The sequence below is a fragment of the Bradyrhizobium barranii subsp. apii genome (assembly GCF_011516635.5).
GTDB lineage: Bacteria > Pseudomonadota > Alphaproteobacteria > Rhizobiales > Xanthobacteraceae > Bradyrhizobium > Bradyrhizobium barranii.
In genome coordinates, this window is sequence record NZ_CP096255.1 from 5,098,161 (window position 1) to 5,110,311 (window position 12,151).

Consider the following 12,151-nt stretch of genomic DNA (forward strand, 5'->3'; position numbering starts at 1 on the left):
TCCATGTCAGCGCCCCATCCGGCGATCGCCGCGCCGGCGGGATGATCCTTCTGACCTCACGCGACTTCGCACCCGCGCGCGTGTTAGATGGCGACATTGCGAGCGTCGAGTTGGACGAATTTTGAATCACTCGAAACGTCATAATTGGAGACATTCTTAGAACTTCTAAAAAAGCGAAGCTAACTGATCGACAAAACATTGGAATTTGTTGCTGCGTATGTCTGGCGATGGGCCAGACAAGATTGAGGTGCGCGCGAATATCGCACACTCCCGGGTAAGCGGGCGTGACGAGCTCTACCTGTCGGTGATCGGCATCTCATCGAGACGCGTGGTGCGAATCCTGCCTTGCCCTGAACGGGCGATCCACACGATGATCAGATCTCCAACTCGGTCCCGAACTCAACCACCTGCCTGGTTGGCACGCCGAAGAACGCGGCGGAGCGTTCGGCGTTGCGCTGGAGGAAGGCGAACAGGCCTTCGCGCCAGACCCACATGCCCGGAATGTCCTCGCTCGGGATGATGGTTTCGCGGCCGACATAGTAGGTGATGTCGGAGAGGTCGATGCCGGGCAGCTTGCCCTGGCGGCAGGCGAGCGTTAGGCCCGCATAGATCGTCGGGTTCTGCATGAAACCGTAATGCAGGACCACGCGGGTGATGCCGGGAACGATCTCGATCACCTCGGCACGGTCTTCATCGTTGATGTGCGGGGATTCCTCGATCAGCACGGTGACGAGGACGATGCGCTCATGCAGCACGTGGTTGTGCTTGACGAATTGCGTCAGCGCCAGCGGCACGCCGCGCGGCGCGGATGCCAGGAAGACGGCGGTCCCGGGCAGTCTGGCGCGGCACTTGTTGACCGCGGTCTCGATCAGGTCCTCCTCGGGCTGGCGCAGCTTCGCGCGCGCCGCCTCGACCAGCTTCACGCCGCTGCGCCAGGTCAGCATCATGAAGGCGACGAGGGCCGCGAGCAGCAGCGGAAACCAGCCGCCCTCGAACAGCTTGATCGAATTGGCCGAGAAGAAGATCACGTCGATCACGAAGAAGAAGCCGTTGACGGCGACCACGATCCACGGCGAATAGCCCCACTGGATCGCGACCAGGGCCGCGAGCAGCGTGGTGATCGCCATCAGCAGCGACACCGCGATGCCGTAGGCGCCGGCGAGCGCTTCCGAGGTGCCGAAGCTCAGGACCGCGCCGAGCGTTGCGGCAGCGAGCAGCCAGTTCACCAGCGGCACGTAGATCTGGCCCATCGCATGGCTCGTGGTGTGGCGGATCTGCATGCGCGGCAGGAAGCCGAGCTGGATCGATTGCTGGGTCAGCGAGAACACGCCGGAGATGATCGCCTGCGAGGCGATCACGGTCGCGAGCGCCGAGAAGGCGACCAGCGGATAGTGCAGGGCGTCCGGGCAGAGCTGAAAGAAGGGGTTCTCGATCATCGCGGGATCGGTGATCAGCAGCGCGGCCTGCCCAAAATAGTTCAGCACCAACGCGGGCAGGCAGATCGCGAACCAGGCGAGCCGGATCGGGAAGCGGCCGAAATGCCCCATGTCGGCGTACATGGCTTCGCCGCCGGTCACCGCCAGGAAGGCGGCGCCGAGGATCGCGAAGGAGATGTGGAAGTCCTGGTGGATCAGGAAGTTGAAGGCATAGAGCGGGCTCAGTGCCGCGAGCACGGCCGGGGCCTTGACGATGCCGTGGACGCCGAGCGCGGCCAGCACGAAGAACCAGGCCAGCATCACCGGCCCGAAGATGCGGCCGATGAAGCCCGTGCCCTGCTTCTGGATCATGAACAGCCCGATCAGGATGGCGACGGTGATGGGCACGACGACCGGCGCGAGCGAGGGCGCATCGACCTTGAGGCCTTCGATGGCTGAGAGCACCGAGATGGCCGGGGTGATCGCGCCGTCGCCATAGAGTAGGGCGGCGCCGACGAGGCCGACCACCAGGAGATGCGCGCGCCAGGTGCCGGACTGGGCGTGGCGGGCGTGGAGCAGCGCCAGCAGCGCGACGATGCCGCCTTCGCCGCGATTGTCCGCGCGCAGGATCAGAAGCGCATATTTCAGCGAGATGATCAGCAGCAGGGCCCAGAGGATCAGCGAGGCAACGCCCAGGACAGCGTCGGGAGTCAGCGTAGCGCCATGGGCGGCCGCCTTGGCGGCTTCCTTCAGGGCGTAGAGGGGGCTGGTGCCGATATCGCCATAGACCACCCCGAGGGCGCCCATGGTCATGGCAATTGGCAGAGGGTCAGGGTGATGGCCGGAAACGACTGCGGGCGTACTGGACAAGGTCGACCCCCCGATGGGATCGCGCCCGCCGGGCCATTCCGACGGGCGCGAATATCAGACAGTCTGCGACGGGACGTCGCAAATATCCATGGGATTTATCTCGGGGTCTATATGACGCGAAGCTGACAGGTTCGACTACGGGGTCCGGTCGGCGGTCACGAGACGCGCCTCGCGGATATTGGCCTTGGTGCCGGCCTGACGCAGGCAGGACGCCTCGAAGTTTGGCCAGGCCTGCTGCGAGCAGTCCTTGCCGACGGTGCGGATATCGAGGCGGTCGCTCTTGGCCAGCGGCTGCGGGACGCTCGCTTCGACGGACGGAGCGAAACCGGGAAGGACGGTGAGAGCGGCGGCAACAAACGCGGCAATAGCGACGGCCGAGATGGTCTTGATCATTGACGGTCCCCTGTGATGCGGCCGCTACGCCCAGTTGTGCGGCCCGTCATTCGTTGGGTGGATTAGTAACCATGGCCAGTTTCCGGACGTCTTCGCGGACGCCCGAAATGGTTTCGTTCGCACTTCGTTTTGTTTCATGGCCGTCCCGAGGACGAAACAATTCGGGGAATTCCGACTCGGCGCCGCCGAAAAACCGGCAGGGAACCCGTCTGGCTTGCCGGGCCGGGCCGGGCGCGGTAGGACGGGGACATGCCGCGTATCGCCTTCTATCCGGGTTCCTTTGACCCCATCACCAACGGCCATCTGGACGTGGTCCGGAACAGTGTACCCCTGTGCGATCGGCTCGTGGTCGCGATCGGGGTCCATCCCGGCAAGAAGCCGCTGTTCTCAACCGAGGAGCGGCTCAAGATGCTCCATGACGTCTGCGGGCCGGTCGCGGCCCAGGTCGGCTGTACGCTTGAGGCCGTGACCTACGACGATCTTGCGGTCACCGCGGCACGCAGGCACGGCGCGACTGTCATGATTCGGGGTCTGCGCGATGGCACCGACCTCGACTACGAGATGCAACTCGCCGGGATGAACGGCGCCATGGCGCCCGACGTCCAAACCGTGTTCCTGCCGGCCTCTCCGGCCGTCCGCCCAATTACCGGCACGTTGGTGCGTCAAATCGCGGCCATGGGCGGAGATATCTCGACCTTCGTGCCGCCGCTCGTCGCCAACCTGCTCAAGGCCAAATTCGCCGGATAACGGCGCAATTCTTCATCCTACCTGATCCGGAGTTCTCATGATCCGTCGTCTCGCAATTCTTGCCACGATCTTTGCCGCGCTCTTCAGCGCGGTCCCGGCGGTGGCGCAGCAATTGCCGGCCAATCTCGACAAGGCCAACGCCATCGTCATCGACACCACCAAGGGCCGCATCGTCATCAAGCTGCGGACCGACATTGCGCCTCAGCATGCCGAGCGCATCAAGCAGCTCGCGCGCGAGGGCTATTACAACAACGTGCCGTTCCATCGCGTCATGGACGGCTTCATGGCCCAGACCGGCGACGGCGAGAAATTCAACGGCACCGGCGGCTCGAAATATCCGAACCTGAAACAGGAATTCTCCAAGGTTCATTTCGCCCGCGGCATCGTCGGGATGGCGCGGCGCGGCGACAGCGTCGACAGTGCCAACTCGCAGTTCTTCATCATGTTCGCGGACGGCGGCAGCCTCGACAACCAGTACACCGTGATCGGCGAGGTCGTGCAGGGCATGGACGTCGTCGACAAGCTGAAGAAGGCACCGCCCGGTTCGGCCGGCGGTGCCGTCACCGATCCCGACAAGATGGTGAAGGTCCAGGTCGCTTCCGACATCAAATAGGATGGGGCCATGGCGCGCTATGGCAATAGGCTTCTGCTGGCTGCCGCGCTGCTGCTTTCAGGCGTTTCCGGCGCGGCCGCCGGAGACGCAGAGGTCAACACCATCCAGGACATCTTCCAGCACTTGCGGACCTGCTGGAAGCCGCCGCCGCCCAGCAAGGCTCGCCCTATCGACATCACCGTCGTCGTGAGCTTTAACCGGGCCGGAAACATTTTGGGCCATCCGAGGATTACCTATGAATCCGCGGAGGCCTCCGACAATGACCGGCTGCAATACCGGGTCGCCGTGATGGAGGCGCTGCAACGCTGCACGCCGATGCCATTTACCGATGCAATGGCCGGCGCCGCCGCGGGACGTCCATTCGCGATCCAGTTCCGTAACCGGAAGACTTCACCCCCAACGCAAGAGAGACGAGCATGAGCGTCACCGAAAACACCCTGATCCTCGAGACCACGCAGGGCCCCGTCACCATCGAGATGCGGCCCGATCTCGCGCCCGGCCACGTCGCGCGCATCAAGGAACTGGTCCGCGAGGGCTTTTACGACGGCATCGTGTTCCACCGCGTGATCGAGGGCTTCATGGCGCAGACCGGCTGCCCGCAGGGCACCGGCACCGGCGGCTCCGGCAAGAAGCTGAAGGCGGAATTCAACAAGGAACCGCATGTGCGCGGCACCACCTCGATGGCCCGCGCCGCCAGCCCCGATTCCGGCGACAGCCAGTTCTTCATCGTCTTCGACGACGCCCGCTTCCTCGACAACCAGTACACGGTGTGGGGCAAGGTCACCGAGGGCATGGAGAACGTCGACAAGATCAAGCGCGGCGAGCCCGTCCAGAACCCCGACAAGATCGTCAAGGCGCGGATGGCCGCGGACGCGGAGTAACCGCTCAACCCTCATCCTGAGGAGCGCGGAACGCGCGCCTCGAAGGATGAAGGCCCCGCTGTTGCAGCTCGGCCTTCATGGTTCGAGACGGCGCGACGCGCCTCCTCACCATGAGGGTCTGACTGCGTGGCGCTGAGCCCGACATGCGCACTGATCTCTTCGATTTCGATCTGCCCGCCGAGCGCATCGCGTTGCGCCCGGCGAGCCCGCGCGACTCCGCGAAGATGCTGGTCGTGGAAGGCGGCGCGCTGCGCGACCAGCTCATTTCCGAGCTGCCGCAATGGCTGAAGGCGGGCGACCAGCTCGTCGTCAACGACACCAAGGTGATTGCGGCGCAGCTCAAGGGCCGCCGCATCGGCCGCGAGACCGAGCCCAAGATCGAGGCGACGCTGATCAAGCGCCTCGACGGCTCGCGCTGGCAGGCACTGGTGAAGCCGGCAAAAAAGCTCGTGGCAGGCGACCGCATCCGCTTCGGCAACGAGGGCAAGGTTTGCCTGCTCGGCCATCTCGACGCCGAGGTCGAGGCCAAGGGCACCGATGGTGAAGTGACACTGTCATTCTCGTTTCACGGCCCGGCGCTGGATCAGGCGATCGAAGATCTCGGCAGCCCGCCGCTGCCGCCCTATATCGCCTCGAAGCGCACGCCCGACGATCAGGACCTCGCGGACTACCAGACCATGTTTGCTGCGAACGAAGGCGCCGTCGCGGCTCCCACCGCGGGCCTGCATTTCACCCCGGCGCTGGAGCAGGCGCTGCGCGACCGCGGCGTCGGCATCAATCGCGTCACGCTGCACGTCGGGGCAGGGACGTTCCTGCCGGTGAAGGTGGACGACACCGAAGGCCACAAGATGCATGCCGAGTGGGGGACGATCTCGGCCGAGACGGCGGAGCGGCTCAACACCGCACGGCAGAATGGCGGGCGCATCATCGCCGTCGGCACGACGTCACTGCGGCTGCTCGAAAGCGCGGCCAGCGAGGACGGCACCATCCAGCCGTTTGCGGCCGAGACGTCGATCTTCATCACCCCCGGCTATCGCTTCCGTGCCGTCGATGTCCTGCTGACCAATTTCCATTTGCCGAAGTCGACGCTGTTCATGCTGGTGTCGGCGTTCTCCGGGCTCGAAGCGATGCAGCAGGCGTATGCGCACGCGATCGCGAGTGGCTATCGGTTCTATTCGTACGGGGATGCGTGCTTGTTGTTTCGCGCCGAGCCGTAGGGTGGGCAAAGGCGCGTAGCGCCGTGCCCACCATCTATCCGCATATTTCAGGTCGATTGGTGGGCACGCTTCGCTTTGCCCACCCTACGACACCGGTTACGCCATCACACGCTGCGGCAACAGCTCCGCGATCTGCACCGCGTTCAGCGCGGCGCCCTTGAGCAGCTGGTCCGCTGCCACGAACATCGAGATCGAATGCCCTGAGGGATCGCTGAGATCCTTGCGGATGCGGCCGACCAGGACGTCGTCCTGGCCCGACGCGTCGATCGGCATCGGGAAGTAGTTCTTCACGCGGTCGTCGACGAGCTTCACGCCGGGCGCCTGCGCCATGATGGCACGGACCTGGTCCTCGCTGATCGGCTTCTCGCATTCGAAGGTGACGGCCTCGCAATGGGCGCGCAGCACCGGTACGCGGACGCAGGTGACGCCGATCGCGATCTTCTCGTCCTCGAAGATCTTGCGGGTTTCCTTGATGACCTTGGTCTCTTCGTCGTTGTAGCCGGTTTCAGGGTCGACGGCCGTGTTGTGATTGAAGAGATTGAAGGCGTAGGGGTGCGGCATCACCTTGGGCGTATAGACCTGCCTGTTGAGATTGGCGCGGGTGGACTCGACGAGCTCGTCCATCGCGGCGGCGCCGGCGCCCGAGGCCGCCTGGTAGGTCGAGATGATGACGCGCTTGATGCGGTTCTTCTGGTGGATCGGCCAGAGCGGCACCAGCGCGGTGATGGCGGCGCAATTCGGGTTCGCGATGATGCCCTTGTGGTCGCGGATGCGGTTCGCGTTGATCTCGGGGATCACCAGCGGCACGTTCGGGTCCATGCGGAAGGCGGAGGAGTTGTCGACCACGACGGCGCCGGCCTTGACCGCTACAGGCGCGAACTTCTTGGAGATGCTGCCGCCGGCGGAGAACAGCGCGATGTCGACGCCCTCGAAGGCGCGCTCGGTAAGCTCCTCGATGACGACGTCCTGCCCGCGGAACGATACCGTCTTGCCGGCCGAGCGGGCGCTTGCGAGCGCCTTGAGCTTACCGACGCGAAAGCCGCGCTTGTCCATGGTGGCGATGAATTCGGCGCCCACCGCACCGGTGACGCCGACAATCGCGACGACGGGATCGTTACTCACATTCTCCTCCATTGCATTGAGCTGAAGACAACAAAAAAGCCCCGGACCAGAGGTCGGAGCTTCGGTAGAGTGGATTGCGTTTAAGTCGACGACCTACGCGCGCACGCCTCCCCGGGCCCCGAAGGCCGTGGTGGTTTTAGTCGTGCGTTTGGTGGTCGTGAACATGGCGGCGACTTATGCGGGAGAGTTTCGCGCCCGTCAATGGCTTTTCGGCGGGATTGTGGCCGCCGCTATTTCGCCCGGGCGCCCGGCGGCTCCAGGATGACCTCCTTGAGGTTGTCGCCGCTGATGACGACGATCGCGAAATTCAGCCGGCCGCGTTCGCGCACCAGTCCGCCGCTGATCGCCTTGCCCGATGCCGCACGTTCGGCGACGTGCATGGCATCCGCAAGGCGGTGCTTGATGGCACCGAGCGCTGCGAGGTTGCTGCGGTCGTCGAGATCGAGTTCGGCGAGGGGGAGGGCGGCTTCGCCGCCGACGAACTCGCCGGTTGCGGCGTTGATGGTGTGGCGCCAGATGCGGTCGTTGTGCAGGGTCTTCACCCGGTAGACCGGCACGCCGGAGGCTCCGTCGAAACTCACATCCGCCGTCGTGGCACCGGCATGACGGGCTTCCGCAATCGCCATGGCCTGGCCGATCGAGATCGACGAGCTGCGGAATCGTTCGATTTCGCGGCTGACCGCTTGGCGGTCTGCTTCGGCATCACCATCTGTGTCGCCGTGAAGCGCGGTCGGCGTGCCCGTGGTGACGATCGCCCGCGCCGGCGCGGCAAGAAGCAGCGCGGGCAAGGCGATCGCAAGTAATCGCAAGGTCAATCGTTTGGCTGTCGTCATGCTCGAAACCCTCGGCCAGCGAGTGTGCCGGATGATCGTAAAGAATTCGCGGCCGACCTTGGGCATCGGCCGGCCGCGGAGCGTCGCAGCGGGCTGGACCCGGCACGGCGATCTTGGGCGGTACGGACCCCTTTGGGGCTGGTGAAAAAGCGGTCCGTATCGCTTATAACTAAACCATACCGTATCGTTTTGTTTTGGTCAACGACGCGGGCGTAACGTCGAAGGGGAAACGTCGCGACCTCACGGAATTGTCAGCGGGACGGGCGCCGCCGCTGTGTGCCCTTTGCGGGGCTCTGGATGCGGTCTGCTGGTCCCAGCGCACCGGCCAGGAACAGCTTGATCGCCGCGCGCATGCGCTTCTCGGCGGCCTTCAATTCCAGCGCCGTGCCGAACGTCGCCAGGCGGTGGGTGTGACCGACGACGACGTCGAGGAACACCTCTGCCGCGATCGTGGTGTCGTCGACGTCGAGTGCGCCCTGCGCCACCAGACGGTCGAAGAAGCGGGCCGTGGTGGCGACGGCCTTCAGCCAGCCTTCCTCCTTGCCGAGCTTGGCGATGTCGGGGAAGTTGATGGCCTGCGACGTCATCATACGGCTGAATGCGACGGCATCGGGCCCGCAGGTGAAGGTCAGCATCTCGCGCCCGATCTCGACCAGCCGCTGCTCGACGGAAATGTCCGAGGCGCTGGAGAGCTGCGTCTCGGCGGCTGCCGATAGCGGCGCAAGCCAGCGCGCGATTTCGCGCCTCAGCACGGCGGCAAACAGGCCGCGCTTGTCCCCGTAACGGGAATAGACGGTGGGTTTGCTGACCCGAGCGGCTTCCGCGACCGCGTCGAGCGAGGTCGCGTCGAAGCCGCGATCCAGGAACAGGCGGGTGGCGACCTCGATCAGCCGCTGATCGCGCTCGATCGCAGCGGTTTTCGTCGGGCGGCCGCCGCGTGATTTCGGCACCTCGCGCCGTGGCGTTGCCGGCTTTGTCCTGGTCGCAGTCAATCCCATGCCCAATGATTCCTGCGCGCTTCTAATCGTCGTCATTCGCTCTATATCGCGCAGGAGCGGGGGCGTCATCGCGAATCTGGCCGAATTGGCCGTATCGTCAACGGTTTCGGCACGGTCTCGTTCCGTCACGAGAGATCACGGCAGCTTCGAAGTCCAGGCCTGGCCGGAGGCAGCCTTCTCGTATCCGTACTGATACAGCGCCCGCATATAGGCGGTGTCGAACCCTTCCGAAGGCGGCGCGGGGTAATCGCGCGCGATGTAGGAGAGGTGGAAGCCGAGATTGTTGCGCTTGGCGAAATCATAGGTCGAGAAGATGATCGAGCGCGTCTGCGACTGGGTGATCGACGACAGGCTGCGCGAGGCGACGTCGATGGTGCTGTTGGACACGAGCTCGAAATTGCGTTCGATCTTCTTGTTGACGAGGATGTAGATGTTCATCCGCGCGTTGCCGGGCAGGCGGTCCTGGGAGAGCAGGGCTTCCGGCAGCGTCAGCACCGGCGCGGTCACGCCGCCGTCGACATGCATCTCCTGAAATCTGCGGCCCTGGCCTTCGGCGTCGATCATGATGGGCGGAAACACCAGGGGAATGCTGGCGGAAGCCGCCATCACGTCGCGAAACAGTTTTAGCGCCTCGGGTGTTCCGACCGCTGCGATCTTGCCCATGTCCCAGATGGCGGTCCGCTGGGTGTCGAGATCGGTGGTCACCACCAGCAGCTTTCGGCCCTTGGCATTTTCACGCGCGACCTGCGCCATGATCTCCGGCCCGACATAGCGGGCGACGAGCTCGCGCAGCCGCGTGTTGCCGAACAGGCCGGACCCGAACAGCACACGCATGATGCTGGGATCGTTCAGGAGGCTCTCCGCGATGCCGCTGGTGTAGACCTCCCTCAGCGTGTCATCATACTGCGAGCCGAGGAACGCAAAGGGCGCGATCAGGCCGCCGGTGCTCACGCCCGAGACGACCGAGAAGGTGGGACGGGTTCTGGCAGCGGTCCAGCCGCTCAGCACGCCGACGCCATAGGCGCCATCGGCGCCGCCGCCGGAAAGCGCCAGATAGGACTTCGTCGCGGTGCTGGTGTCCTTCTCGAAGCTGAATTTCGTGACGGGCTCGTCGGCGTAGCGGCGCAAGCCGTCGATATCGAGCACGCGCGACGTGCTGGCCTCAGCGGCCGTATAGGCGTGCGGGGCAGGGAGGTGCAGGCGCCGAGTGCCAAGCTGCATACCAGAACCAGGAATCCGGTCAGGCGGACGCCTGTCTGTCTGATCCAGCCGCGCGAGGGGCCGGACATTTCGGTCGAACATGAAGCGGAGGGCATTGTCGGTGGCTGGCGATCACACAAATACTGCCGCCGGCAAAATTCACCGCGGCATCTCGTCCAGCCCCGCGCAAAAACTACACTGTATCGTTTTGTTTGGCAAGCGCGCCGGGCGATCAAGTCGGCGTCAAATGTGTCCCGCTCTGAGCCACAAGCCGGCTCTGGCGTGGTCCGAGCGGGTTGATCAGCCTCTTCCGACACGCAATAAGCACGACCATGAATCTTCCTGACACCGGTCTACCCAATCACTTCGAGCTGCTCGCCACCGATGGCGCCGCGCGCACCGGGCGCCTGACCACGCCGCATGGCGTGGTGCGGACGCCGGCCTTCATGCCGGTCGGAACCGCCGGCGCCATGAAGGGCATGCACTGGCGCGAGGTGCGCGAGGCCGGCGCCGACATCGTGCTCGGCAACACCTATCATCTGATGCTGCGTCCCGGCGCCGAGCGGATCTCGGCGCTCGGCGGCCTGCAGCGGTTCACCGGCTGGAACGGGCCGATGCTGACGGATTCCGGCGGCTTCCAGGTGATGTCGCTGTCGGACCTGCGCAAGGTCACCGAGAACGCCGTCACATTCCGTTCGCATATCGACGGCGCCAAGGTCGAGCTGTCACCGGAGCGCTCGATCGAGGTGCAGCGCTTCCTAGGCTCCGACATTGCCATGCAGATGGACGAATGCGTGCGGCTGCCGGCCGAGCGGGACGACATCGAACGGGCGATGCGGCTGTCGCTGCGCTGGGCCGAGCGAAGCAAGCGCGCCTTCGAGAGTGCGCCGGACGGCTACATGCTGTTCGGTATCGTGCAGGGCGGCGACGTGCCGCAGCTTCGTCACGCCAGCGCCGAAGGCCTCGTTGCAATCGGTTTCCACGGCTATGCGATCGGCGGTCTTGCCGTCGGCGAGCCACAGGCGGTCATGCTGGCGATGATCGACGAGACCGCACCGATGCTGCCGAGAGAGCGGCCGCGCTACCTGATGGGCGTCGGCACGCCCGATGACATCCTCGAAGCGGTCAAGCGCGGCATCGACATGTTCGATTGCGTGATGCCGACGCGCAATGGCCGTCATGGCGTTGCCTTCACGCGCTTCGGCCAGGTCAATTTGCGCAACGCGCGCCACGCCGACGATCCGCGTCCGCTCGACGAAGAGAGTTCCTGGCCGTCGGCGCGCAACTACGCGCGCGCCTACCTGCATCATCTCGTCAAGGCGGGCGAGACGCTGGGAGCCATGCTGCTCTCCGAGATCAATATCGCCTACTACCAGTTCCTGATGCAGGGCATCAGGGACGCGATCGCACACGGGACGTTCGACGAGTTCTACCAGCGTACGCGCCAGGACTGGGCGAGGGGCGACATCGCCCCGCGCTAGTCAGTTGCAGACGATCCGCTGCTTGACGGCGTGCTTGGTCACGAAGCCGTAGCCGCAATTGTCGCAGGTCCAGAGATAGCTGATCATATGGTCGGAGATGTAGGCGGATGCTTCGGCGGCGACCATCGAGTCGGCGCAGACGGCGCAGGTCGGCAACTCGCTGCAACGCGGGGCGCGGTGATGTGCGACGGTCGACAACACTTCAGCGACTGCTGACATCGTGGTGACCTCTCTGCTTTGAGACCTAAGTCTAACATAGACCGAATCAGTTGACGAGGTCGCAACACAAATGCGTTGGTTTTCTGATAATTACAGCTCACGCGATTTTGCGATGCAGCGTATTTAACATGTGCCGCATTGTCGCTTGCGTGTCGTCCCAAG

The 12,151-nt window shown here is 64.5% G+C and carries 12 protein-coding genes and 1 pseudogene; 6 read left to right on the plus strand and 7 right to left on the minus strand.

Annotated elements, in window-relative coordinates; genetic code table 11:
* Positions 1-374: 374 nt before the first annotated feature.
* Positions 375-2,228 (minus strand): potassium transporter Kup, encoded by a 1,854-nt coding sequence (locus HAP41_RS24200; protein WP_166096648.1) that lies wholly within the window; start codon positions 2,226-2,228, stop codon positions 375-377.
* A 192-nt stretch (positions 2,229-2,420) separates the two neighbouring features.
* The gene (locus HAP41_RS24205; RefSeq protein WP_135213706.1) at positions 2,421-2,678 is read right to left on the minus strand and encodes a hypothetical protein; all 258 of its coding nucleotides are present in this window, start codon (positions 2,676-2,678) and stop codon (positions 2,421-2,423) included.
* Positions 2,679-2,927: 249 nt separating this feature from the next.
* Between HAP41_RS24205 and coaD the strand changes: the two genes are divergently transcribed.
* The 5 genes from coaD to queA all read left to right on the plus strand — a co-directional run bounded on the left by coaD (position 2,928) and on the right by queA (position 6,136).
* Positions 2,928-3,425, plus strand: coding sequence for a pantetheine-phosphate adenylyltransferase (gene coaD / locus HAP41_RS24210; protein WP_085404698.1), 498 nt, complete (start codon positions 2,928-2,930; stop codon positions 3,423-3,425).
* Positions 3,426-3,462: 37 nt separating this feature from the next.
* Positions 3,463-4,038, plus strand: a complete 576-nt coding sequence (locus HAP41_RS24215) for a peptidylprolyl isomerase (protein ID WP_063983168.1) — start codon at positions 3,463-3,465, stop codon at positions 4,036-4,038.
* Positions 4,039-4,047: 9 nt separating this feature from the next.
* Positions 4,048-4,458, plus strand: coding sequence for a UCP034077 family protein (locus HAP41_RS24220; RefSeq protein ID WP_063983169.1), 411 nt, complete (start codon positions 4,048-4,050; stop codon positions 4,456-4,458).
* The gene (locus HAP41_RS24225) at positions 4,455-4,919 is read left to right on the plus strand and encodes a peptidylprolyl isomerase (RefSeq protein ID WP_071913717.1); all 465 of its coding nucleotides are present in this window, start codon (positions 4,455-4,457) and stop codon (positions 4,917-4,919) included. The genes HAP41_RS24220 and HAP41_RS24225 overlap by 4 nt, the downstream gene beginning before the upstream one ends.
* 143 nt (positions 4,920-5,062) lie before the next feature.
* Positions 5,063-6,136, plus strand: coding sequence for a tRNA preQ1(34) S-adenosylmethionine ribosyltransferase-isomerase QueA (gene queA / locus HAP41_RS24230; protein ID WP_166096647.1), 1,074 nt, complete (start codon positions 5,063-5,065; stop codon positions 6,134-6,136).
* 96 nt (positions 6,137-6,232) lie between these two features.
* Here queA and HAP41_RS24235 read toward each other — a convergent pair whose 3' ends face one another.
* From HAP41_RS24235 to HAP41_RS24250, 4 genes and pseudogenes are all read right to left on the minus strand, one after another.
* Positions 6,233-7,270 carry an aspartate-semialdehyde dehydrogenase gene (locus HAP41_RS24235; protein WP_166096646.1) on the minus strand — a complete coding sequence of 346 codons (1,038 nt, stop codon included), beginning with the start codon at positions 7,268-7,270 and terminating at the stop codon, positions 6,233-6,235.
* A gap of 218 nt (positions 7,271-7,488) precedes the next feature.
* A complete protein-coding gene (locus tag HAP41_RS24240; protein ID WP_166105817.1) occupies positions 7,489-8,091 on the minus strand; it encodes a PepSY domain-containing protein in 603 nt (200 codons plus the stop codon).
* A 251-nt stretch (positions 8,092-8,342) separates the two neighbouring features.
* The gene (locus HAP41_RS24245) at positions 8,343-9,089 is read right to left on the minus strand and encodes a TetR/AcrR family transcriptional regulator (RefSeq protein ID WP_166105815.1); all 747 of its coding nucleotides are present in this window, start codon (positions 9,087-9,089) and stop codon (positions 8,343-8,345) included.
* A gap of 135 nt (positions 9,090-9,224) precedes the next feature.
* Positions 9,225-10,378: pseudogene (locus HAP41_RS24250) on the minus strand (patatin-like phospholipase family protein).
* Between the two features lie 243 nt (positions 10,379-10,621).
* On the opposite strand from HAP41_RS24250, the gene tgt reads away from it, so the two are divergent.
* Entirely contained in the window at positions 10,622-11,770 is a 1,149-nt protein-coding gene (gene tgt / locus HAP41_RS24255; protein WP_038932997.1) for a tRNA guanosine(34) transglycosylase Tgt, read from the plus strand.
* Here tgt and HAP41_RS24260 read toward each other — a convergent pair whose 3' ends face one another.
* Positions 11,771-11,989 carry a hypothetical protein gene (locus HAP41_RS24260; protein ID WP_028152106.1) on the minus strand — a complete coding sequence of 73 codons (219 nt, stop codon included), beginning with the start codon at positions 11,987-11,989 and terminating at the stop codon, positions 11,771-11,773.
* Positions 11,990-12,151 lie beyond the last annotated feature (162 nt).

Coding starts and splice junctions, on each gene's coding strand:
- HAP41_RS24200 (WP_166096648.1), bottom strand. CDS start 2,228: ATGACCATGGGCGCCCTCGGGGTGGTCTATGGCGATATCGGCACCAGC.
- HAP41_RS24205 (WP_135213706.1), bottom strand. CDS start 2,678: ATGATCAAGACCATCTCGGCCGTCGCTATTGCCGCGTTTGTTGCCGCC.
- coaD (WP_085404698.1), top strand. CDS start 2,928: ATGCCGCGTATCGCCTTCTATCCGGGTTCCTTTGACCCCATCACCAAC.
- HAP41_RS24215 (WP_063983168.1), top strand. CDS start 3,463: ATGATCCGTCGTCTCGCAATTCTTGCCACGATCTTTGCCGCGCTCTTC.
- HAP41_RS24220 (WP_063983169.1), top strand. CDS start 4,048: ATGGCGCGCTATGGCAATAGGCTTCTGCTGGCTGCCGCGCTGCTGCTT.
- HAP41_RS24225 (WP_071913717.1), top strand. CDS start 4,455: ATGAGCGTCACCGAAAACACCCTGATCCTCGAGACCACGCAGGGCCCC.
- queA (WP_166096647.1), top strand. CDS start 5,063: ATGCGCACTGATCTCTTCGATTTCGATCTGCCCGCCGAGCGCATCGCG.
- HAP41_RS24235 (WP_166096646.1), bottom strand. CDS start 7,270: ATGGAGGAGAATGTGAGTAACGATCCCGTCGTCGCGATTGTCGGCGTC.
- HAP41_RS24240 (WP_166105817.1), bottom strand. CDS start 8,091: ATGACGACAGCCAAACGATTGACCTTGCGATTACTTGCGATCGCCTTG.
- HAP41_RS24245 (WP_166105815.1), bottom strand. CDS start 9,089: ATGGGATTGACTGCGACCAGGACAAAGCCGGCAACGCCACGGCGCGAG.
- tgt (WP_038932997.1), top strand. CDS start 10,622: ATGAATCTTCCTGACACCGGTCTACCCAATCACTTCGAGCTGCTCGCC.
- HAP41_RS24260 (WP_028152106.1), bottom strand. CDS start 11,989: ATGTCAGCAGTCGCTGAAGTGTTGTCGACCGTCGCACATCACCGCGCC.